The 21,768-nt window shown below is 65.0% G+C and carries 18 protein-coding genes; 14 read left to right on the top strand and 4 right to left on the bottom strand.

The features are described 5' to 3' along the window. Positions 1-42: 42 nt before the first annotated feature. From FJ972_RS03255 to FJ972_RS03220, 8 genes are all read left to right on the top strand, one after another. Positions 43-1,131, top strand: a complete 1,089-nt coding sequence (locus tag FJ972_RS03255) for a PLP-dependent cysteine synthase family protein (protein WP_140524351.1) — start codon at positions 43-45, stop codon at positions 1,129-1,131. A gap of 12 nt (positions 1,132-1,143) precedes the next feature. Then, complete coding sequence (locus tag FJ972_RS03250) at positions 1,144-2,628, top strand: pyridoxal phosphate-dependent decarboxylase family protein (protein WP_140524349.1); 1,485 nt, start codon at positions 1,144-1,146, stop codon at positions 2,626-2,628. Between the two features lie 48 nt (positions 2,629-2,676). Then, a complete protein-coding gene (locus FJ972_RS03245) occupies positions 2,677-3,033 on the top strand; it encodes a hypothetical protein (protein ID WP_140524348.1) in 357 nt (118 codons plus the stop codon). Between the two features lie 115 nt (positions 3,034-3,148). Continuing rightward, complete coding sequence (locus FJ972_RS03240; RefSeq protein WP_140524346.1) at positions 3,149-3,520, top strand: hypothetical protein; 372 nt, start codon at positions 3,149-3,151, stop codon at positions 3,518-3,520. Positions 3,521-3,627: 107 nt separating this feature from the next. Beyond that, positions 3,628-4,254: a CDGSH iron-sulfur domain-containing protein gene (locus FJ972_RS03235; RefSeq protein WP_140524345.1), complete on the top strand. Its 627-nt coding sequence runs from the start codon at positions 3,628-3,630 to the stop codon at positions 4,252-4,254. A gap of 147 nt (positions 4,255-4,401) precedes the next feature. Then, positions 4,402-6,441 carry a hydantoinase/oxoprolinase family protein gene (locus FJ972_RS03230; RefSeq protein ID WP_140524343.1) on the top strand — a complete coding sequence of 680 codons (2,040 nt, stop codon included), beginning with the start codon at positions 4,402-4,404 and terminating at the stop codon, positions 6,439-6,441. Between the two features lie 325 nt (positions 6,442-6,766). Beyond that, the gene (locus tag FJ972_RS03225; RefSeq protein ID WP_140524340.1) at positions 6,767-8,968 is read left to right on the top strand and encodes a malate synthase G; all 2,202 of its coding nucleotides are present in this window, start codon (positions 6,767-6,769) and stop codon (positions 8,966-8,968) included. A gap of 70 nt (positions 8,969-9,038) precedes the next feature. Further along, positions 9,039-10,616, top strand: coding sequence for a DUF262 domain-containing protein (locus FJ972_RS03220; protein ID WP_140524338.1), 1,578 nt, complete (start codon positions 9,039-9,041; stop codon positions 10,614-10,616). Positions 10,617-10,668: 52 nt separating this feature from the next. On the opposite strand, the gene FJ972_RS03215 is transcribed toward FJ972_RS03220, so the two are convergent. The 4 genes from FJ972_RS03215 to FJ972_RS03200 form a co-directional block, all read right to left on the bottom strand. Beyond that, positions 10,669-12,201 carry a YifB family Mg chelatase-like AAA ATPase gene (locus tag FJ972_RS03215; protein WP_140524336.1) on the bottom strand — a complete coding sequence of 511 codons (1,533 nt, stop codon included), beginning with the start codon at positions 12,199-12,201 and terminating at the stop codon, positions 10,669-10,671. Positions 12,202-12,386: 185 nt separating this feature from the next. Continuing rightward, entirely contained in the window at positions 12,387-13,328 is a 942-nt protein-coding gene (gshB, locus tag FJ972_RS03210) for a glutathione synthase (protein ID WP_140524334.1), read from the bottom strand. Positions 13,329-13,401: 73 nt separating this feature from the next. Beyond that, positions 13,402-13,776, bottom strand: a complete 375-nt coding sequence (locus tag FJ972_RS03205; RefSeq protein ID WP_140524333.1) for a GtrA family protein — start codon at positions 13,774-13,776, stop codon at positions 13,402-13,404. Positions 13,777-13,780: 4 nt separating this feature from the next. Beyond that, complete coding sequence (locus FJ972_RS03200) at positions 13,781-14,791, bottom strand: glycosyltransferase (protein WP_140524331.1); 1,011 nt, start codon at positions 14,789-14,791, stop codon at positions 13,781-13,783. A gap of 162 nt (positions 14,792-14,953) precedes the next feature. On the opposite strand from FJ972_RS03200, the gene FJ972_RS03195 reads away from it, so the two are divergent. The 6 genes from FJ972_RS03195 to FJ972_RS03170 all read left to right on the top strand — a co-directional run bounded on the left by FJ972_RS03195 (position 14,954) and on the right by FJ972_RS03170 (position 21,668). Then, the gene (locus tag FJ972_RS03195; RefSeq protein ID WP_140524329.1) at positions 14,954-16,750 is read left to right on the top strand and encodes a GtrA family protein; all 1,797 of its coding nucleotides are present in this window, start codon (positions 14,954-14,956) and stop codon (positions 16,748-16,750) included. Positions 16,751-16,903: 153 nt separating this feature from the next. Next, the gene (locus tag FJ972_RS03190; protein ID WP_140491655.1) at positions 16,904-18,253 is read left to right on the top strand and encodes a putative bifunctional diguanylate cyclase/phosphodiesterase; all 1,350 of its coding nucleotides are present in this window, start codon (positions 16,904-16,906) and stop codon (positions 18,251-18,253) included. Between the two features lie 157 nt (positions 18,254-18,410). Continuing rightward, positions 18,411-19,178: an SDR family NAD(P)-dependent oxidoreductase gene (locus FJ972_RS03185; protein ID WP_140491653.1), complete on the top strand. Its 768-nt coding sequence runs from the start codon at positions 18,411-18,413 to the stop codon at positions 19,176-19,178. Then, the gene (locus tag FJ972_RS03180; RefSeq protein ID WP_140491651.1) at positions 19,175-20,146 is read left to right on the top strand and encodes a 2-dehydro-3-deoxygalactonokinase; all 972 of its coding nucleotides are present in this window, start codon (positions 19,175-19,177) and stop codon (positions 20,144-20,146) included. The genes FJ972_RS03185 and FJ972_RS03180 overlap by 4 nt, the downstream gene beginning before the upstream one ends. Next, complete coding sequence (locus tag FJ972_RS03175; RefSeq protein ID WP_140524327.1) at positions 20,146-20,790, top strand: 2-dehydro-3-deoxy-6-phosphogalactonate aldolase; 645 nt, start codon at positions 20,146-20,148, stop codon at positions 20,788-20,790. Before FJ972_RS03180 ends, FJ972_RS03175 begins: the two co-directional genes overlap by 1 nt. After that, positions 20,787-21,668, top strand: a complete 882-nt coding sequence (locus FJ972_RS03170) for an SMP-30/gluconolactonase/LRE family protein (RefSeq protein ID WP_140524325.1) — start codon at positions 20,787-20,789, stop codon at positions 21,666-21,668. The genes FJ972_RS03175 and FJ972_RS03170 overlap by 4 nt, the downstream gene beginning before the upstream one ends. The last annotated feature ends 100 nt before the right edge of the window (positions 21,669-21,768 follow it).

The following is a 21,768-nucleotide window of genomic DNA, read 5'->3' as shown; positions in this document are numbered from 1 at the left end:
GGCCCGTGACCGCAAGGTACCAACACAGACGAGGAGACAGATATGTTGCAGCAAGCAAGAATCAGAACCACGGCCGGCCGCGGCCGCCTGTTCGACAGCATTTTGGACACGGTCGGCGACACGCCGGTCATCCGCATCAACAATCTCGGCCCGGCCCACGCGACGATCTACGTCAAGGCCGAGTTCTTCAACCCGGCTGCCTCGGTGAAGGACCGGCTGGCGCTCAACATCATCGAGGAGGGCGAGCGCAGCGGCGCGTTGAAGCCGGGCCAGACCATCGTCGAGGCGACCAGCGGCAACACCGGCATCGGGCTCGCCATGTTCTGCGCGCAGAAAGCCTATCCGCTGGTCGTCACCATGGCCGATAGTTTTTCCGTCGAGCGCCGCAAGCTGATGCGCATGCTGGGTGCCAAGGTGGTGCTGACGCCGCGCGCCGAAAAGGGGTTCGGCATGTACAAGAAGGCCGTGGAGCTGGCCGAGGCCAATGGCTGGTTCCTGGCGCGACAGTTCGAAACCAGCGCCAACGCCGCCATCCACGAGGCGACGACGGCGCGCGAGATCATCAATGATTTCGCCGGCTCGCGGCTCGATTGCTTCGTCACCGGCTACGGCACTGGCGGCACCGTGGTCGGCGTGGCGCGCGTGCTGCGCCGTGAGCGGCCGGATGTCCGCATCATCCTGTCCGAGCCGGCCAACGCCCAGCTCATCGGCAGCGGCAAGGCGCAGCAGCGCGGTGTCGACGGGGCGCCCGCCGCCAGCCACCCGGCCTTCGAGCCGCATCCGATCCAGGGCTGGACGCCTGATTTCATCCCCAACGTGCTGCAGGAAGCGGTCGATGCCGGCCTCTATGACGAGGTGATGCCGATCGCCGGGCCCGAGGGCATCAAATGGGCCAAGGCGCTGGCGCAGAAGGAAGGCATCTTCACCGGCATTTCCGGCGGCGCCACCTTCGCCGTGGCGCGGCAGGTCGCCGAGGAGGCGCCGGCCGGATCGGTGATCCTGTGCATGCTGCCCGACACCGGCGAACGCTACATGACGACGCCGCTGTTCGACGGCATCGATGCCGAGATGGATGCCGACGAGACGGCGCTGTCGCGCTCGACGCCCGGCTGCCAGTTCCCGGCGGCTTGACGGGCGGCTGTCATGGACGTCGCGCAGGAAACCCTTGGCGCTGTAGCCGAGGAGACGCTTGACCCCCTGGACTGGGCCGATGTGCAGGCCCTGTCGCACCGGGTCATCGACGATGCCGTCGACTATCTGCGCGACGTGCGCGACCGTCCGGTCTGGCGGGAGGTGCCGGCTGACGTGAGGGAGGTCTTCGCCGCGCCCCTGCCGCGAACGCCGGCGCGGCTGGCCGCCGTCTATGGCGAGGTCTCCCGCACCGTGATGTCATACCCGATGGGCAACATCCATCCTCGCTTCTGGGCCTGGTACATGGGCTCGAGCAACTTCACCGGCGCGCTCGGCGATTTCCTGGCGGCGATCCAGGGTTCCAACCTCGGCGGCGGCAACCATGCCGCCGGGCTGATGGACTGCCAGGTCGTCAACTGGTGCAAGCAAATGCTGGGGTTTCCAGTCTCGGCCAGCGGCACGCTGGTCAGCGGCGGTTCGATGGCAAACATGATCGGGCTGACGGTGGCGCGCAACGTCAAGGCCGGCATCGACGTGCGCGAGCACGGCGTTGCCGCCATCGAGAAGCCCCTGCGCTATTATGGCTCGGACCAGCTCCATTCCTGTCACCGCAAGGCCATGGAGGCGCTCGGCCTCGGCAACCGGGCCTTGCGGCGAATACCGACCGATGCCGGGCTGCGCATCGACATCGCCGCCTTGCGGGCGGCAATTGCCGAGGACCGCCAGGCGGGCTTCAAACCGGCCTGCGTCATCGGCAATGCGGGCACCGTCAACACCGGAGCGATCGACGACTTGCGGGCGCTTGCCAAGCTGGCGCATGAGGAAGACCTCTGGTTCCATGTCGATGGCTGCATCGGCGCCCTGGTCGCCATCGCTCCGCAGAACGCCCATCGCGTCGCCGGCATCGAATGGGCCGATTCGATCGCGCTCGATCCGCACAAATGGCTGCACGCGCCGTTCGAGGCCGGCTGCGCCCTGGTCAGGGACGCCCTCGCGCATCGCCGTACCTTCGCCGTGACGCCCGAATATCTGGAATCGACGCCGCGTGGTCTCGCCTCCGGCGAATGGCTGCACGACTATGGTTTGCAGACGTCGCGAGGCTTTCGCGCGCTCAAAGTATGGATGGCGCTGAAGGAGCATGGCGTCGACAAATTCGGCCGCCTGATCGACCAGAACATCGCGCAAGCGGCCTATCTCGCCGGACTGATCGAGGCCGAGCCGTCGCTGGTGCTGATGGCGCCGACCACGATCAACATCGTCTGCTTCCGGCATCGGCTTGCCGGGGCGTCCGGCGAGGAGCTTAAGCGGTTCAACACGGAGATCATGCTGCGTTTGCAGGAACAAGGCATTGCGGCACTGTCGGACACGACGGTGCAAGGCCAGCATTGCCTGCGCGTGGCGATCACCAACCACCGGACCCGGCGCGACGATCTTCACCTGCTGGTGCGGGAAACGCTGCGGCTGGGACGCCAGATCGCGGCGGAGGCGGCTTCCTAGTTCGCGGCGGCCATGCGAGTCTGCCGGCATGATTCGAAAGGTCCAATCGTGACGCTCTTTCGCGCGGCCACACTCGCGGCATTGGTTTTCACCACCTCGGCCGGGGCTGCCGACATGGCTTTCTTCGTCAAGAACCAGCGCGGGCAGGCCGTTGCGGTCGAACTGTTCAGCCGCGACCGCGAAACGGTCTGGCCGGGCGACGACAAGGTGTTCCTGATCGATCCCGGCTCACGCAAATCGGTGCCGATTTCGTGCAATGAGGGCGAACGCATCTGCTACGGCGCGTGGGTCAACGGCAATGACGCCATCTCGGCCGGCGTCGGCCCGGACAACGACCGGCCCTGCGACGATTGCTGTTTCATCTGCGTGCACCATTCGACCGAGACCGTCGACCTGGTGGAGTAGCGCCAATCTCCCCAAAATTAGTCCGGGATTGTCGCGGTCGCCCCCTTTAGCGATCGCTCGCCCCGTGCAATGCCCGCAAGGCGGCCGGGTGGGCCGTTTATTTTTGGGGGATATCATGTTCTACGCCTATGCGCGCCGCTCGCTGGCCGCGCTGTCTCTTGCCATGCTGCTGGTGCCGTCGGCCCATGCCGGCGACGTCACCTTCGCCATCAAGAACAGCCATCCCAATGCCATGCGCCTCGAGCTCTACAGCCGGGACCGCGACTATGTGTGGCCGGGCAACGGCAAGGATTTCTACCTCGATGACGGCGAGACCAGGCAATTGCCGGTCTCCTGCGACGAGGGCGAATCGATCTGCTACGGCGCCTGGGTCGACGGCGACGAAGGCACCTATTGGGGCGTCGGCCCCGGCGACAAGGAAAAATGCGACGATTGCTGCTATACCTGCAGCGGCGGCGAGACCGAGGAGATCGAACTGGTTCCCTGACCGGCTTGCCAGCTTGACGCTTTTCCTGCCTGGGGCATAGCCTGCAAGAACAGCACCCAAAGCACGCCGCATCCAGGCGGCGTGCGTCAGGCAACAGGAGCAAGGCGATGGCAGGTCCGGTCGAGGGCGAGAAGATAGACGTCGGCTTTGCCGGCCGGCGCTGCATCCATTCGCGCAATTGCGTGCTGGGCGATCCGCATGTCTTCGTGCCGAACGCGCCGGGAGAGTGGATCCATCCCGACGCGGCCAGCGTCGAGAAGATCGTCGCCATTGCCGAAAGCTGCCCGTCAGGCGCCATTACCTATGTCAGGAAGGATGGCGGGCCGCAGGAAAGGCCGCCGGTGGTCAACACCGTGCGCATCAGGGAAAACGGCCCGCTGGCCGTCCACGCCGAGATTATGCTCGACGGCGAGACGTTACACCGCGCCACGCTCTGCCGCTGCGGCGCGTCGCAGAACAAGCCGTTCTGCGACGGCAGCCACAACAAATTAGGTTTTGCCGCCACCGGCGAGCCGGCGCTGAAGGACACGCCGGCGCTGGACGCGCGCGACGGTCCACTCAAGGTTACGCCGACGAAAGACGGGCCGCTCAAGCTCGAAGGCAATGTCGAAATCGTCACCGGCACCGGCCACACGGTCGACCGCACGCAACGCGCCTTCCTGTGCCGCTGCGGCCATTCGGCGAACAAGCCGTATTGCGATGGGTCGCATAAAAAGGTTGGGTTCGCGGGGTAGGTTGACCCTGCCATTGAAGCTGCCAATCTCCCCCCTCGTGGGGGAGATCGAACTCCTCCCGTGGCCCAGCGCTCTCAGCTTTATCGTCCGGCCGCTATAGGTTAAGGGCGAGAAGCATTTTCCTATCTGCTCGGGCCATCATCAGACATGACCAAGACCAAGCCAAAACCTCTTTTCCTCGGCATCGACACCGGCGGCACCTACACCGATGCCGTGCTGTGGTCCGAAACCGAAGGCCCGCAGAGCGGGCCGAACAAGGGAAAGGTGCTGGCCAAGGCCAAGGCTCTGACCACCAGGCACGATCTCGCCGTTGGCATTTCCGGCGCCGTCGACGCGGTTCTGGAAAAAGCGGTCACCGATCCGGCCGCCATCAAGCTTGTCTCCATGTCGACGACGCTTGCCACCAACGCGCTGGTCGAGGGCCAGGGTGGCCGCGTCGCGCTGGTGATGATCGGCTTTTCCGAGGCGGACCTTGCCCGCGATGGGCTGAAGGCGGCATTGGGCACCGATCCGGTCGTGTTCTGCCCCGGCGGCCACGATGTGCACGGCAATACCGCCAAGCTCGATCTGTCCGGCCTCGAGGCGGCGCTGCCCGGACTCGGCGGCTCGGTCTCGGGCTTTGCCGTCTGCGCCTATTTCGCCACCCGCAACCCGGCGCACGAGATCGCCGCCCGCGAGCTGATCCGGGAGAAAACCGGCCTGCCGGTCACCGCGAGCCATGAATTGTCGGCCAAGCTAGGCGGTCCGCGCCGGGCGCTGACGACGCTGCTCAACGCCCGGCTGATCTCGATGATCGACCGGCTGGTGGCGGCGACCGAGGGCTTTCTCGAGGCGCGCGGCATCGCGGCGCCCCTGATGGTGGTGCGCGGCGACGGTGCGCTGGTGTCGGCGGCGTTCGCCCGCCAGCGGCCGATCGAGACCATTCTGTCCGGCCCGGCCGCCAGCCTGGTCGGGGCGCACCACATGACCGGATTGGAAAACGCGGTGGTTTCCGACATCGGCGGCACCACCACCGACGTTGCCGTGCTCGACAAGGGCCGGCCGCGGCTCGATCCGGAAGGCGCCACCGTCGGCGGCTTTCGCACCATGGTCGAAGCGGTCGCCATGCGCACCTTCGGCCTCGGCGGCGATTCCGAAGTGGCATTGGAAGACGGCGCTCTCAACCCCAGGCTCCTGCTTGGACCGCGCCGGCTGGTGCCGCTGGCGCTGGCCGGCATGGTGCATCGCGAGGCCGTTCTGGCGGAACTCGAGCGCCAGCTGCGCGCGCCAAACACTGGCCGCATGGACGGCCGTTTCGCGGTGCGCACCGGCGTGCCCGACCGTCTTGCCGCCGGGCTGACTGCTCCGGAAGCAAGGCTCTATGAAGCGATCGGCGCAATGCCCTTGCCCCTCGACAGGCTTTTGACCTCGAATGCCCAGAACGCTACCCTGAACCGCCTGGTGTCGCGCGGGCTGGTGCACATTTCAGGTTTCACGCCGTCGGATGCGGCGCATGTGCTTGGCAAGCAGGCGAACTGGGATGCCGCGGCCGCCCGCCTCGGCGCAGAGCTGTTTGCCCGCAAGCGCGACGGCCGCGGCCAGGCGATCGCGGCCTCCCCCAAGGCGATTTCGGAGCGCGTGCTGGCCGCGCTGACGCGCTGGTCGGCCGAATATATCCTTCAAACCGCCTTCGCCGAGGACGGGCTCGACGGTGCGTCCACCGTGGCGCATGCGCTGGTGCAGCGCGCCGTCGACGCGCATCCCGGCATTGCGCGCCTGAGCGTCGCGCTCGACCGGCCGGTGATCGGCCTCGGTGCCTCCGCGCCGCTGCACTATGCCGGACTCCCGCCATTGGTCGGCAATGACTGCGTGGTGCCTGATGACACCGACGTCGCCAACGCGCTCGGCGCCGTTGTCGGCCAGGTCCGGGTATCGGCGGAGGCGCGCGTCAGCCAGCCCAAGGAAGGTCTGTTCCGTCTTGCCTCGGGCGAAACCGTGCGCGATTTCCTCGACGAGGCGGCGGCGATCGCGGCCGCCGAGGCCGATGTGCGCAGCATCGCTGCGCAGCGCGCCAGGGATGCCGGCACTGACAGCGCCGAGATCGATGTCGCGACCGAATTCCGCGTCTCCACCGTCGAAGCCCAGCGTATGTTCATCGAGGCGCATGTGGTGGCGGTGGCTTCGGGCAGGCCACGGATCGCGGTGTGATGGAGGGTGTAATCTCCCCTCTTGTGGGGGAGATCGCCGGCAGGCCAGGGGGGGCGCTGTCCCGCCAGCGTCTCGGAGCAGCGCCCGCTCATACTCGACGTCGACCGACTGCACGAAATACCGAAACTTGCCGAGGTCGGCATTCCTTCGCGCCCCCCTCTGCCCTGCCGGGCATCTCCCCCACTTGGGGGGAGATTGGCAGCGTCGCCGCCGGCACCAAGCCTAAAAACCGCGCCTACCTGCCTTGCCTTCACCCTAAGCTGAATTGACCCTGCACTCCCAACATGCCAAAGGCCCGCGAAAGCCTTTCATCTGGAGCAGCCTGATGACCGATCGCGTCGAAATCGCCGGATTGCGGATCGCCCGCGAACTTCATGACTTCGTTGTCAACGAGGCCGCTCCGGGCACCGGCATCGATTCGGATAAATTCTGGAACGGCTTTTCGGCCATCGTCCACGACCTCGCTCCGAAGAACCGGGCACTGCTGGCGAAGCGCGACGCTATCCAGGAAAAGCTCGATGACTGGTATCGCGCCAATGGCGCGCCGGTCGACATGGAAGCCTACAAAACCTTCCTGAAGGAGATCGGCTATCTCGTCCCCGAAGGCCCGGTCTTCTCGGTGACGACCGAAAAGGTTGATCCCGAGATCGCCGTCGTCGCCGGGCCGCAGCTTGTGGTGCCGGTGATGAATGCGCGCTATGCGCTCAACGCCGCCAATGCGCGCTGGGGCTCGCTCTATGATGCGCTTTACGGCACCGATGCGATTCCCGAGACAGACGGCGCCGGGAAGGGCAACGGCTTCAACCCCGCGCGCGGTGCGAAAGTCGTCGCCTGGGCCAAGGACTTTCTCGACCAGTCGGTGCCGCTCACATCGGGCAAATGGGCCGGCGTCAACGGCCTTTCGCTGGCCAATGGCGCGCTGCGGCTCAGCGCCGGCGCCGGCTCGACCACGCTTGCCGACGTCAGGCAGTTCGTCGCCTATCGCGGCGATGCCGCCAACCCGCAAGCCGTGCTGCTGGTCAGCAACGGCCTGCATATCGAGATCCTGATCAACCGCGACAACCAGATCGGCCGCACCGATCCGGCCGGCATCGCCGACATCATCCTGGAATCGGCGCTGACCACCATCCAGGACTGCGAGGATTCGGTCGCGGCGGTGGATGCGCAGGACAAGGTCGTCGTGTACCGCAACTGGCTCGGCCTGATGAAGGGCGACCTGGCCGAAGAGATCACCAAGGGCGGCCGGACCTTTGTCCGCAAGCTCAACCCCGATCGGTCCTATACCTCGCCCAATGGCGGTACTGTGACGCTGCCCGGCCGCTCGCTGATGCTGGTCAGGAATGTCGGCCACCTCATGACCAATCCGGCGATAACGGACCGCGACGGCAACGAGGTGCCGGAAGGCATCATGGACACGGCGATGACCGCGCTGATCGCGCTGCACGATATCGGGCCGAACGGCCGCCGCGCCAATTCCCGCGCCGGCTCGATGTATGTCGTGAAACCCAAGATGCATGGGCCCGAGGAAGTCGCCTTCGCCGTCGAGATTTTCGATCGCGTCGAGGCCGTGCTCGGTATGGACCAGAATACCATCAAGATGGGCATCATGGACGAGGAGCGGCGCACCACCGTCAACCTCAAGGAGGCGATCCGCGCCGCCAGGGAGCGCGTCGTGTTCATCAACACCGGCTTCCTCGACCGCACCGGCGACGAGATCCACACCTCGATGGAAGCCGGCCCGATGATCCGCAAGGGCGACATGAAGCAGGCCGCCTGGATTTCCGCCTACGAGGCCTGGAATGTCGACACCGGGCTGGAATGCGGGCTTGCCGGCCATGCCCAGATCGGCAAGGGCATGTGGGCGATGCCCGATTTGATGGCGGCGATGCTCACCGAGAAGATCGCCCATCCCAAGGCCGGCGCCAACACCGCTTGGGTGCCCTCGCCGACCGCGGCGACGCTGCACGCCACCCATTATCACAAGGTCGATGTCCACGCCGTCCAGGCGGCGCTGAAGAGCCGGCCGAGGGCCAAGCTCGACGACATCCTGTCGGTGCCGGTCGCGGTGCGGCCCAACTGGTCTCCGGCCGACATCCAGGCGGAACTCGACAACAACGCGCAAGGCATTCTGGGCTATGTCGTGCGCTGGATCGACCAGGGCGTCGGCTGCTCGAAAGTGCCCGATATCAACGATGTCGGCCTGATGGAGGACCGCGCCACGCTGCGCATCTCCTCGCAGCACATCGCCAACTGGCTGCACCATGGCGTCTGCACGGCCGACCAGGTGATGGAAACGATGAGGCGCATGGCTGATATCGTCGACCAGCAGAACCAAGGCGACCCGCTCTACCGGCCGATGGCCGCCGATTTCAACGGCTCCGTCGCCTTCCAGGCCGCCTGCGACCTCGTCTTCAAAGGCCGCATCCAGCCCAACGGCTACACCGAACCGGTGCTGCACGCGCGGAGGCTGGAACTGAAGGCGAAGGGAGAAATAGCCCGTGGATACCGAGGGTCCGTACGACTATAAGTCATGCAAACCCGCACAACTGTTCTGTCGTATGAAAGTGAGGTAAGTCCTCACCGGGGAGGACGATTCTATGGCTGCTGCGACAACCAACATTGTAAATTTGGATGCACTCATCCGTCGGGAGGATTTAGCTGCTCCCGGTGAGGTAGGCGAAGACATAAGTTCTTTGTCTATCGCGGGGCTAGAGCCAAAAGGCTTTCTATATCCCGCACTGCGGAAGCCCGATTTTCAAAGAGAAACTGCGAATTGGAGTCCAGAACAGGTCGCTGATCTCATTGGCACGTTTGCTCGCAAGGATTTGATCCCTGCAGTTATCCTGTGGCGAGCAGGGCAGAATGTCTTTGTCATAGATGGAGCGCATCGCCTTAGCGCCCTTGTTGCATGGGTTCACAACGACTACGGCGACGGAGAGGTTTCCAGGCATTTCTTTCAGAATGCAATTCCGGATGATCAGCAGATAGCAGCGAGAAGAACGAGAGACTTGGTGGCGCTATCAATTGGCTCATATGCCGATCACAAAATGGCTATCGAATATCCGCAAAATTCCCGCCCAGATATTGCTGAGAGAGCAGCCAGAATTGGATGGCAAGAGATTCCAGCCCAATGGATCAGAAACGCCGACCATGACAAGGCGGAGAAAGCCTTCTTCCGGATCAATCAAGGGGGCACGAAGATAGATGCGACAGAGCGCCGTATCCTAGCCGCCAGACGTTCCTCAACGGCCTTGGCAGCTCGAGCGATCTTGAGGGCTGGCACCGGCCACAATTATTGGAAGAAATTCGCTGAAGAGTCCCAACGGGAAATCGAAGACCTTGGCCGTGAAATATCAGCTTTGCTATTCGAGCCCACGATATCTCTACCAATCAAAACACTTGATTTGCCGCCCGCCGGACAGGGCTACGGACCGCAAGCGCTACCGTTAGTTTTCGATCTGGTGAATTTGGCCAATCGAGTTCAAGTCAGGGACTCAAGCTACAAGGGAGCAACCAAGGAAGAACCGCTAGACGTTGATCAAGATGGAGCCAGGACCGTTGATTATCTTGTAAAGGTGAGAGCGACAATCTGGCGTTTGTGCTCGACCCACGCCTCATCTCTTGGCTTGCATCCCGCGTTATATTTTTACAGTCGAAATGGGACCTTTTCAGCATCTTCACTTCTGACGTTCCTCTCGCTATTCCGTGACTGGGGAACGGATGACTTCGTTACATTCACGAAGATCAGAGCGAAGTTTGAAGAATTTCTGATGGCGAACCGTGGCATGAGCGAAGCGGTCAGGAAATTGGGAAGCGGCGTGCGCAGCAGACCTCGTGCTGTTGCCTTCTACAAGGCAATAGTAGAGCACTTGACTAAGGGATTCTCTGCGTCAGACGTCGCAAAAATACTCAGGGAAATGCCGGAATTCGAATTTCTAATTACCAGTTCCGGCGAACTCGACCTTGAGGGCGGATCGTTCTCGCGCGACGTAAAAGGCGCAGCATTCATTCGAGATGCATTGCCCACTGCGCCGAAATGTCCAACTTGTGGAGGTCTCATGCATAGAAATGGCATGCAGGTTGGTCACAAGCGCCCGAAACGGGATGGCGGATCGGGTAATCTTTCAAACGCTATGATGCAGCATCCATTCTGTAATAGTACCGTGGATAACTAGGATTTCCATCGGCAAACTATTCCCTTGGACATAGGCCGATTACGCGAGGTCTCTACGCCGCCTGCGCCACCCGCTCCGAACTCATCCGGTAGGAGATCGCTTCGGCGAGATGAATGCGGCCGACGGTTTCGCTGGCGTCGAGATCGGCCAGTGTTCTCGCGACCTTCAGCACGCGGTGATAGGCCCGCGCCGAAAAGGCAAGCTTTTCGCTGGCGTCCTTGAGCAGCGACAGGCCCGATGCGTCAGGCATAGCGATCTCCTCGATGACCGCCGGCGCGCAATGCGCGTTTGTGGTGGCGCTGGTGACGCCGAGCCGTTCGAAGCGCTCGCGCTGGAGGGTGCGGGCACGCGCCACGCGCAGCGCCACGTCGGCGCTCTTCTCCGCCCGGTCGGGCCGGATCAGGTCGCTGGCCGAGACCGCCGGCACCTCGATCCTGAGATCGATGCGGTCGAGCAGCGGGCCCGAGATGCGCGCCTGGTAGTCGGTGCGGCAGCGATCGCCGCGCAGGCAGCGATAGCCGGGCTCGCCGGCCATGCCGCAGCGGCACGGGTTCATCGCCGCCACAAGCTGGATACGCGCCGGATAGGTGACGCGATGGTTGGCCCGCGCGATCATGCAGTCGCCGGTCTCCAATGGCTGGCGCAACGCGTCGAGCGTCTGCGGCGTGAATTCGGGAAATTCGTCGAGGAACAGCACGCCGTGATGGGCAAGCGACACTTCGCCCGGCCGCGCCCGGATGCCGCCGCCGACCATCGCCGCCATCGAGGCCGAATGGTGCGGCGCGCGGAACGGCCGCCGGTCGGTCAGCTTGCCCTCGCCGAGCTCGCCGGCGACGGAGGCGATCATCGATACTTCGAGCAATTCCTTCGGCGCCAGCGGCGGCAGGATCGACGGCAGCCGCTGCGCCAGCATCGATTTTCCCGATCCCGGCGGGCCGACCATCAGCAGGTTGTGCCCGCCGGCCGCCGCCACCTCCAGTGCCCGCTTGGCGGTTTCCTGGCCCTTGATGTCGGCAAGATCGGGCAGGTCGCGCGCCGCGGCATGGATGCCGGCTTCGGGGCGCGACAGCACCTGCGTGCCGCGAAAATGATTGGCGATGGCGATCAGGCTGCGCGGCGCGAGTATGTCGAAGTCCTTGCCGGCCCAGGCGGCTTCGGGGCCGCAGGCGAAGGGGCAGATCAGGCCCTTGCCTTCGGAATTCGCGCCGATCGCGGCCGGCAAGGCGCCGGCGACGGCGGCAATGGTGCCGTCGAGCGACAATTCGCCAAGCACGACATAACCGGCCAGCATGTCGCCCGGAATGGCGCCAAGCGCCGCCATCAGGCCGAGCGCGATCGGCAAATCGTAATGGCTGCCCTCCTTGGGCAGGTCGGCGGGCGCCAGATTGACAGTGACTTTCTTGGACGGCATCGACAGGCCGGAAGCATGGAGTGCCGCCTGCACCCGTTCGCGGCTTTCGGCCACTGCCTTATCGGCCAGACCGACGATGTGCATGTTGACCTTGCCGGGCGCGATCATCACCTGCACGTCGACCGGCACGGCCTCGATGCCCTGGAAAGCAACCGTGCGAACCCGCGCCACCATGTCTTGTCCCCGGATCTGGGCTTGCCCCAAGCCTTCTACAATCAGGCCGCGAAGGGCCTGGGCCGGACACAATCACAATTCCTCGGTTAAATCAAGAACATTACAGGAACACGCAACCGCTTAAGTTGCGGCGCGGTTGTCTCCGGTTGCAAAAACGGAACATGGTTAATACGAAATGAAAACGGCTACTTCCGCTTGGCCTCCACCGCGTCCCAGAACAGGCTGGCGATGTCGGCGCCGCCGAAGCGTTTGACTTCGCGTACGCCGGTCGGCGAGGTCACGTTGATTTCGGTCATGTAGTCGCCGATCACGTCGATGCCGACGAGGATGAAGCCGCGTTCCCTCAGTGCCGGCCCGATGCGGGCGCAGATCTCGCGCTCGCGCTCGGTCAGCTCGGTCTTCTCGGCGCGGCCGCCGACATGCATATTGGAGCGGGAATCGTGCTCGGCCGGCACCCGGTTGATGGCCCCGACCGGCTCGCCGTCGATCAGGATGATGCGCTTGTCACCCTTGCGCACGTCCTTCAGGTAACGCTGCACGATGTAGGGCTCACGGAACAACTGGCCGAACATTTCGAGCAGCGAGGCGAGGTTGCGGTCGGCCTCCAGCAGGTGGAAGATGCCCGCGCCGCCATTGCCGTAGAGCGGCTTGACGATGATGTCGCCGAATTCCTTGCGGAAGGCGGCGACCTCCTGGGGATCCTTGGTGATCAGCGTTTCCGGCATCAGGTCGGAAAACTCGGTGACGAAGATCTTTTCCGGGCTGTTGCGCACCCAGGCGGGGTCGTTGACCACCAGCGTCCTGGGGTGGATGCGCTCCAGTATGTGCGTGGTGGTGATGTAGTTCATATCGAAGGGCGGATCCTGTCTCAGCAGGATCACGTCCATCTCCGACAGGTCGGTGCGCACCTTCTCCCCCAGCGAATAGTGGCTGCCCTTCTCGTCGCGTACCTGCATCTCCTCGATGCGGGCGAACACCTTGCCGTCGCGCAGCGACAGCCGGTCGGGCGTGTAGTGGTAGAGCTGATGGCCGCGCCGCTGCGCCTCCAGCGACAGCGCGAAAGAAGTGTCTCCGGCGATCGACACGGTGGAGACGTGGTCCATCTGGACGGCGATTTTCAGCTTCATGGCAGGTCCCCAGCACGGTCGATGAGAGAGCGATATAAGGGTCCCGGCGCCTTCTGCCAATCGGGCCACGCCGCTAGCGGTCGAAGACCAGCCTGGAATAGCCGAGGAAGGACAGCGCCATGGCGGCCAGCGAAGCGAAAGCAAGGGCGGCCAATGGTGGGGTTGTCGGCAGGACGACAAGGATGGCGCAGTAGACCAGATAGTTGGCGATGCTGGTGGCGATGCCGACGCTGCCATAGCGGGCGCCTTCCCGCACCAAGCCGCGGCTCGACGGCGAGAAGGTCAGATGCCGGTTTATCTGCCAGGTGACGCAGAGCGCAAAGCCGATGGACAGCACGCGGGCGCTGAAAGGGCCGAGCGGCGTGACGGCAAGCAGCAGCCAGAGGGCGGCCGCGTCGGCGACGAAGCCGATGCCGCCGGCAAAGAGGAAGCGGATAAGACGGCTCACCGCTTCATGCGGCGCGAGGCGTCTTGCCTGGGCCGGCCTTCGCGGCAGTCGGCTCGCTGGCGCGCTCGCGCCGCTCTATGCGGCCCGAAGGCATCGACAGGTAGAAGATGCGCTTCTGTTCGGCGCGGCCGCGCGACACCGAATCGAGGATCACCCCGGTCACACCAGCCAGCATCGAGAGCAAGAGCAGGCCGACCGACAGCACCCATGTCGGCATGCGCGGCACCAGCCCGGTCTCGGCGAATTCGACCAGCACCGGCGCCATCAGGAACAGGCTCGACGCCAGGAAGACCAGGGCGAAGGCGCCGAAGAAACGCAGCGGTTGCGTTTCCTTCATCAGCATGGCGAACATCCAAAGGATCCTGGCGCCGTCGCGAAACGTCGAAAGCTTCGACGACGAGCCGTCCGGCCGCTTGCCGTAATCGAGCGCGATCTCGCTGACGGGCAATTTGAGCTGCGAGGCATGCACCGACATTTCGGTCTCGATCTCGAAGCCGCCGGAGACGGCCGGGAAGCTCTTGACGAAGCGCCGGGTGAAGACGCGGTAGCCCGAGAAGATGTCGGTGAAATCGCTGCCGAACAGCCCTTTATAGAGGCTGTTGAAGACGCGGTTGCCGAAGGCATGGCCGGTCCTGCCGGCATCGTCGGTGACGCCGCGCCGGGTGCCCACCGCCATGTCGGAGCGCTCGGTCAGAAGCGTGTTGATCAATTGCGGCGCGTCTTCCGGCGCATAGGTGCCGTCGCCGTCGGCCATCAGGTAAATGTCGGCGTCGATGTCGGCGAACATGCGCCGCACCACATTGCCCTTGCCCTGGTGCGGTTCGCGCACCACGATGGCGCCGGCGGCGCGGGCCCTGAGCGCGGTCAGGTCGCGCGAATTGTTGTCGTAGACATAGACCGTCGCCAAAGGCAGCGTCTCGCGGAAGCGCCGCACCACCTCGGCGATCGTCAATTCCTCGTTGTAGCAAGGCAGCAGCACGGCGATGGCGGGTTCGTAGCGAAGCTCTTGCGGCATTTTCCTCTCCGGGTGCCTCGCCGCCACGCGCGGTTCGCGCCGAAAGTCAGGCGCGTTCAGGCGGTTTTACTATTTATTGAAGCCGTTAAGGCTAGGTTTAAGGCCGACTTTACGAGTGTCGATTGGCCGAAAAAGCCCGGCATTCCTGCCAGGGGCGATGGGATGAGCACAGCCAGCAACGGCGCTTCCACCTGGAAGTCCGACATAGCGTTTGCGTTGCTTGCCGCCTTGCTGCTGCTGGCGCTCGATCTCTATGCCGGATTCCCGCAACTGGCCAACCCGGCCGGCGACAATGACAGCCTGCTGCAACTGGTGGAGGTTCGCGACCTCCTGGCCGGCCAGGGCTGGTTCGACCTGCACCAGTACAGGATGGGGCTGGAGGGTGGCTTCGTCATGCACTGGTCGCGGCTGCTCGACGCCCCGCTGGCGCTCGGCATGCTTGCCCTGTCGGCCCTGACGGGCAGTGCCGCTTTGGGCGAGCAGGTCGTGCAGGTGCTTTGGCCTCTCCTGCAATTCTGGCTCGCGCTGTTCTCCATCATGCGCGCCGCGCGCGCTTTCGCCGGCGAGCACGCGGTCCTGCCCGCCGCGGTGGTCGGCGGAGCGGCCTTGTATTATCTCGGAATCTTCTCGCCCGGCGCGCTCGATCACCACAATGTCCAGCTGATGCTGACCTTGGCCGGCTTGGCTTTGCTGCTTGAAGCACCTCGCCACCGGACAGCCGCCCTGTTTGCCGGCGCGTGCGCCACGCTGGCATTGGCGATCGGCATGGAAAGCGCCCCCTATGCTGGAACCCTGGGCGCCATCGTCGCCCTGCTGTTCCTCGTCAGCGGTGGCGGCGAAAGGCTGATCGCCAGGGATTTTGGCTTGGGCGTCACCGCCGTCTCGGCCCTTGTTTTCATCACCACCATACCGGCGTCGGCATGGGGGCAGACCCAGTGCGACACCTTCTCGACCGTGCAGTTCGTGGTTGCCGCGCTTGCCGGCGCCGGCCTTGCGGTCATCGCCTCATGGGGCGCCGTCAATGCGACGTACGGCCGTCGCCTGGCCTCGCTCGGCCTGCTGGCGTTCGTGCTTGTCCTTGTCGTGATGTTTCTGTTCCCGCAATGCCTGGCTGCCCCCTATGCCGGCCTCGACCCGCGCCTCCAGCAGATGTGGCTCGGTCATATCGACGAAGCGCAGTCGATATTCCAGCTCGTCGCGGCCGATCCGGCCAGAGCGGTGGCGCGCTTCGCGACGCCGCTGGTGGCGATCGTCCTGATGGCGCTGCGCCTCGGCAAGGGCGGCTGGCGGCGGCAAGACAGTCTCGTCGGCGCGCTGCTGGTGATGGCTTTCCTGGTCAGTGCCTGGGAGGTCCGCGGCTCGACCTTCTCCATCGCCTTCGCGGTGATCCCGCTTTGCGCCTGGATCGCCGAATGGCGGCAGCGCGCCGAAAACAGCCCGTCCGGCGGCTCCGTGCTCCGTATGGCCGCGGCCTGGCTGATCTCGGTCAATGCGGTTTGGTCCAGCGCTGCCGAGGCGGCATCGAGCGCCTTCCAGACCGGTGCGGCCGTCACCAATGCCGGCATCGATGCACCTTGCAACAGCAAGGCCTCGTTCGCCGCGCTCGCCCGCATGCCTGACACCACGGTGCTGGCCATCTCCAATCTCGGCTCGCCGATCCTGGCCTTTACCGGTCATCGCGCGCTCGCTGGGCCCTACCACCGCAACGTCGCCGGAAACCTGCTCGTATTCGATGCCTTGCTGGGCTCGGCCACTGACGCGAAAGCCGTCGTGGCAAACCATCGCGTCGGGATTGTCGCGCTCTGCCGCGGCAATCCCGAAACCAGGCTTCTCGCAACCAAGGCGCCTGACGGCTTTCTGGCCGGGCTGATGCATGGCAGCGTGCCGGATTGGCTGGAACCGGTGGCGGAGACCCAGGGCGCGCCGCTGGAGCTCTATCGCGTTCGCACCGCCGGTTGAGAATCCGCCTGAGCGACGGCGCCCTTGAGCCCGGGCGGCTTTGCGGAGGGCAACGCGCTCTAGCGGCGAAAAATCGATTTTCCCGATACGTTTCCTAAAGGGTTTGCTGCCAGTCTCGGAAATAAATTCCGACTTCGAGAAACAGGGACACCGATGCAAACTTCGTTTGGCACCGGTCAGGCAAACAGGGAGAGCACGGATCTGGCATTCACCGATCCGTTGACCGGGCTTGGCAACCATCGCCGCTTCTTCGACAAGGTCGATCGCCTGATCAGCGACCGTGCCGACGATCCCGCGCCCTTCACCGTCGGCATTCTCGACCTTGATGGATTCAAGCCGATCAACGATCTGTTCGGCCACAAGGCCGGCGACGACATCCTGATCCAGGTGGCGATGCGCCTGCGCGCCTCGATGGACGGCCATTCCACCGTCTGCCGCATCGGCGCCGACGAATTCGCCTTCCTCTATCCGCTGGTGTTCAGCGAGGAGGCGGCCGCCGAAAAGTCGCGCATGCTGATCGAAATCCTGTCGGCCCCGTATGATGTCGGCGAACGCACGGCGAGGCTGTCGGCCTCCGTCGGCTGTTCGCTGTTCTATTCCGGCGACGAGACCACCGAGATCCTCATCAACAAGGCCGAAACGGCGCTTTACCATGCCAAGCGATCCGGCCGCGGCCGGGTCGTCGTCTATACCCGCGAAATGGAAGAGGCGGCCAAGCGCGTCACCCGCATCGAGCAGGCGCTGCGCCGCGCCGTCTCGGCCGGCGAGGTGGAGCCGCATTTCCAGCCGATCGTCGACCTCACCACGCGCCGCACCATCGGCTTCGAGACGCTGGCGCGCTGGACCGACCGCGATCTCGGCTCGGTGCCGCCGACCGTCTTCATTCCGATCGCCGAGGAGCGCGGCATCATCGGCCCGCTGTCGCAGCTAGTGCTGCGCAAGGCGACCGAGGCGGCGAGGAGTTGGCCGAAGGACCTGTTCCTGTCCTTCAACCTGTCGCCCTCGCAACTCGTCGACCAGAACACCGGCCTGCACATATTGGCGATCCTCGACCGTACGGGCTTCGATCCGCGCCGGCTGGAGATCGAGATTACCGAGACCGGCCTGATGAACGATCCGGCCTCGGCCGCGCAGATCGTCGAGGACCTGCGCCGCGTCGGCATCCGCGTCTCGCTCGACGATTTCGGCACCGGCCAGTCCTCGCTCGGGCGGCTGCGCGAATTCCATTTCGACAAGTTGAAGATCGACCGCGCCTTCGTCTCCTCCATTCTCGATGACCGCCCGTCGGAGCACATCATCCGCGCCATTCTCGCAATGTGCGAAGGGCTCGGCATGGATGTCGTCGCCGAAGGCATCGAGGAAGAGGCGCAGGCCGACCGCCTCGTCCAGTTCGGCTGCGCCGGTGGGCAGGGCTATCTGTTCGGCAAGCCGGCCGATGCCGACGCCACGCTCGGCTATCTCCGCGATTCCTTCCGCGGCGCCTTGCGCGCCAAGGCAATCTGACCGGGCGATTGACCGGTCCTCGATCGAGGACCGGCCGTGCCTGTGCGTGGTCTCCAGGCTTTTTGACAGACATAAGCCTCAAAATCCGTCTTTTCGCCCTTGCCCGCCGGATCGGTCTGGCTAGGATGCGCGCCGGTCAACCCGGGAGACGAAAACCATGATGCCATCGGCACGTTTTGCCGACCTCGAAGGCGCTTCGGTGCTGATCACCGGCGGCGGCTCCGGCATTGGCGCGGCATTGACCGAGGGTTTCATGCGCCAGGGCGCCAAGGTCGCCTTCATCGACATCGCCGACAAGCCCAGCACCGCGCTTGCCGACCGCATCGAGAAAGAGCTCGGCCGCCGGCCGCTCTACCTCAAGTCCGATCTGCGCGACATCGAAGCGCTCCGGGCGTCTGCCGCGAAGGCGGCCGAAGCGCATGGCGACGTCACCGTGCTGGTCAACAATGCCGCCTGGGACGAACGCCACGCCGTCGAAGACGTGACGGTGGAGTTTTGGGACAACAACCAGGCGATCAACCTCAGACCGCATTTCTTCACCGCGCAGGCGGTGGCGCCGGGCATGAAGCGGGCCGGCGGCGGCTCGATCATCAATTTCACCTCGACCTCCTACCTGATCAACCACCCCGACATGCCGGCCTACACCGCCGCCAAGGCGGGCATACTCGGCCTCACCAAGGGTTTGGCCGGCAAGCTCGGGCCCGACCGTATCCGCGTCAACGCCGTCGCGCCCGGCTGGGTCATCACGGAACGGCAGCAGGAACGCTGGGTGACGGAGCAGGCGCTTGCCTCTCATGTCGCCAAGCAGTGCATCAAGGACGTCATGCGGCCGGACGATTTGGTCGGCACCGTGCTGTTCCTGGCCTCGGACGCCTCGCGCATGCTGACCGCGCAAATGCTGATCGTCGACGGAGGTTTCCTGTGAGCCCCGGGTTTGCCGGCCCCCGATTTGTCGGCAATGTGCCGGCGGTCGCGGCGCTCGATTGGGGCACGACCCGGCTTCGTGCCTGGCTGATCGACGGCGGCGGCAAGGTGCTTGCCGAGCGTCGCGGCGACGACGGACTGATCACCGCGCGCGAGAAGGGCTTTTCCCGGGTTCTCGAGGGTCATCTCGCCGCCATGGGCGCGCCGGAAACGCTGCCCGTCATCATCTGCGGCATGGCAGGCTCGCGCCAGGGCTGGCTCGAAGCGCCCTATGTCACCGTGCCGGCGCCGATCGGCGCCATCCTGGCCGGCGCGGCCCGCATCCCGGGGGAGAGCCGCGACATTCGTATCGTGCCCGGCCTTGCCCAACGCCTGGCCGATGCGCCAGACGTCATGCGCGGCGAGGAGACACAGCTTGCCGGCGCCGGTTTGCCGGCAAAGGGGCGTGAAATCGTCTGCATGCCGGGCACCCATTCGAAATGGGTTCTGGTCGAGGACGGCGCCGTTGCCGGCTTCGGCACATGGCCGACCGGCGAGCTGTTCTCGGTGCTGGCCGCGCATTCGATCCTGCGCCATTCGCTCGGCGAGCATCCCAAGCCGGTCGACCCGCAGAACCCTTTCTTCCGCCGCTGGTGTGGTGCGGCGTTGACCGAAGGTGGCGACGTCACCGCAAAACTGTTCTCGATCCGCGCCGCCGGTCTGCTCCAGGACATGAAGGCCGACGATGCCGCGGCCTGCCTGTCGGGCCTGCTGATCGGCGGCGAGATCGCCTCGGCGAGGCGCCGCCAGGCTGCGGGCGCCACATCGGTGGTGCTGATTGCCTCCGGCGCGCTTGCGGCGCTTTATCGGCAGGCGCTCGGCCTTGCCGGGCTTGGCGTGCGGACCGTCGACGCGGATGAGGCGGTGCGCGCCGGCCTGGTCGAGGCGGCGCGCGAAAACGGCATGATCGCCAGAACCGGAGTTGCCTGATGAACCAGACCGCTGCGTTCCCGAAGCTCAAGCGCGGGCTGGTCGCCATCCTGCGCGGCCTCAAGCCTGCCGAGGCGGTGGCGATCGGCCAGGCGGTCTTCGATGCCGGCATCGAGGCGATCGAGGTGCCGCTCAATTCACCCGATCCGTTCGCGTCCATCGCCGCCATCCTCAAGGCGCTGCCGCCGGCCGCGCTGGTCGGTGCCGGCACGGTGCTGACGCCAGCCGATGTCGATGGCCTGCACGAAGCCGGCGGCCGGCTGCTGGTCAGTCCCAATATCGATGCCGAGGTGATGGAACGCGCCATGCAATACGGCATGGTCACCATGCCCGGCGTGTTCACGCCCACGGAGGCCTTCCTGGCGATCCGGCTCGGCGCCTCGGCGCTGAAATTCTTCCCGGCCAGCGTGCTCGGCGCGTCGGGCATTTCCGCCATCCGCGCGGTGCTGCCGGCTTCGACATTGGTCGGCGCGGTCGGCGGCGTCTCGGAGAAGGACTTTGCCGGCTACAAGGCCGCCGGCGTCACGGTTTTCGGGCTTGGTTCCAGCCTGTTCAAGCCGGGCATGAGCGTCGACGACGTGGCCGCGCGGGCCCAGGCGGCGGTGACGGCCTGGGACGCGGTGTTCGGCGGAGACGCAGGATGAGCGAAGCGATCGTTTCGGTTTTTTCCGACCATGTCTGCCAGCTCGGCGAGGGGCCGAGCTACGACCCCGCCACAGACACGCTCTACTGGTTCGACATCGTCAAGGGCCATCTCCTGGAAATGCGCCTGTCCGGCGGCGCGGCCCAGGTGCACGAGCTTGGCCGGATGGCCAGCGCTATCGCCATCATCGACGACAAGCGCCAGCTGATCGCCACCGAAACCGGGCTTTTTGTCCGCGACGTCGCCACCGGCAGGATGACGCTGCACACGCCTGTCGAGGCCGACAATCCGGTCACCCGTTCCAACGATTCGCGCGTCCATCCCTGCGGCGCTTTGTGGACCGGCACGATGGGCAAGGGCGAGGAGAAGCGCGCCGGCGCGATCTACTGGTTCTTCAAGGGCGAATTGCGCAAGCTGTTCTCCGACATCACCGTGTCGAACTCGATCTGTTTTTCCGCGGACGGCGCGCTCGCTTATTACACCGACACCTCGACCGGCCTGTTGATGCGTGTTGCCTGCGATCCGGCGACCGGCCTGCCGGAGGGCGAGCCGAAAGTGTTCGTTGATCACCGGTCGGCCAAGGGCTTCGTCGACGGCTCCGTGCTCGACCGCGACGGCATCCTGTGGAATGCCGTCTGGGGCGGCAAGGTGGTCAAGGGCTATGCGCCCGACGGCAAGCTGGTGCGCACGATCGCCATGCCGGTGACGCAGCCTTCCTGCCCGGCCTTTGTCGGCAAGAACGCCAGCCGGCTGGCGGTCACCTCGGCCTGGCACGGCAAGGACGAGAAGCAGCGTCAGCTTGACCCGCAGGCAGGCATGACCTTCCTCCTCGACATCGAGGTCAATGGCCGGTTCGAGCCGCGCGTGCTGATCGCCTAGGGCATCTCTATATTCAGGTGACGCCGGCCTTTTCGGCTCGGCCCGACTTGAGTCTCGGTACCCGATGCACCGCGTCTGACGGGATCATTCGGCCGGCTGT

Source organism: Mesorhizobium sp. B2-1-1 (assembly GCF_006442975.2).
Taxonomy (GTDB): Bacteria; Pseudomonadota; Alphaproteobacteria; order Rhizobiales; family Rhizobiaceae; genus Mesorhizobium.
The sequence above is the reverse complement of the archived record's forward strand: the minus strand, read 5'-3'. Positions and strand labels throughout refer to the sequence as shown.

Coding starts and splice junctions, on each gene's coding strand:
- FJ972_RS03255 (WP_140524351.1), top strand. CDS start 43: ATGTTGCAGCAAGCAAGAATCAGAACCACGGCCGGCCGCGGCCGCCTG.
- FJ972_RS03250 (WP_140524349.1), top strand. CDS start 1,144: ATGGACGTCGCGCAGGAAACCCTTGGCGCTGTAGCCGAGGAGACGCTT.
- FJ972_RS03240 (WP_140524346.1), top strand. CDS start 3,149: ATGTTCTACGCCTATGCGCGCCGCTCGCTGGCCGCGCTGTCTCTTGCC.
- FJ972_RS03235 (WP_140524345.1), top strand. CDS start 3,628: ATGGCAGGTCCGGTCGAGGGCGAGAAGATAGACGTCGGCTTTGCCGGC.
- FJ972_RS03230 (WP_140524343.1), top strand. CDS start 4,402: ATGACCAAGACCAAGCCAAAACCTCTTTTCCTCGGCATCGACACCGGC.
- FJ972_RS03225 (WP_140524340.1), top strand. CDS start 6,767: ATGACCGATCGCGTCGAAATCGCCGGATTGCGGATCGCCCGCGAACTT.
- FJ972_RS03220 (WP_140524338.1), top strand. CDS start 9,039: ATGGCTGCTGCGACAACCAACATTGTAAATTTGGATGCACTCATCCGT.
- FJ972_RS03215 (WP_140524336.1), bottom strand. CDS start 12,201: ATGGTGGCGCGGGTTCGCACGGTTGCTTTCCAGGGCATCGAGGCCGTG.
- gshB (WP_140524334.1), bottom strand. CDS start 13,328: ATGAAGCTGAAAATCGCCGTCCAGATGGACCACGTCTCCACCGTGTCG.
- FJ972_RS03200 (WP_140524331.1), bottom strand. CDS start 14,791: ATGCCGCAAGAGCTTCGCTACGAACCCGCCATCGCCGTGCTGCTGCCT.
- FJ972_RS03195 (WP_140524329.1), top strand. CDS start 14,954: ATGAGCACAGCCAGCAACGGCGCTTCCACCTGGAAGTCCGACATAGCG.
- FJ972_RS03190 (WP_140491655.1), top strand. CDS start 16,904: ATGCAAACTTCGTTTGGCACCGGTCAGGCAAACAGGGAGAGCACGGAT.
- FJ972_RS03185 (WP_140491653.1), top strand. CDS start 18,411: ATGATGCCATCGGCACGTTTTGCCGACCTCGAAGGCGCTTCGGTGCTG.
- FJ972_RS03175 (WP_140524327.1), top strand. CDS start 20,146: ATGAACCAGACCGCTGCGTTCCCGAAGCTCAAGCGCGGGCTGGTCGCC.
- FJ972_RS03170 (WP_140524325.1), top strand. CDS start 20,787: ATGAGCGAAGCGATCGTTTCGGTTTTTTCCGACCATGTCTGCCAGCTC.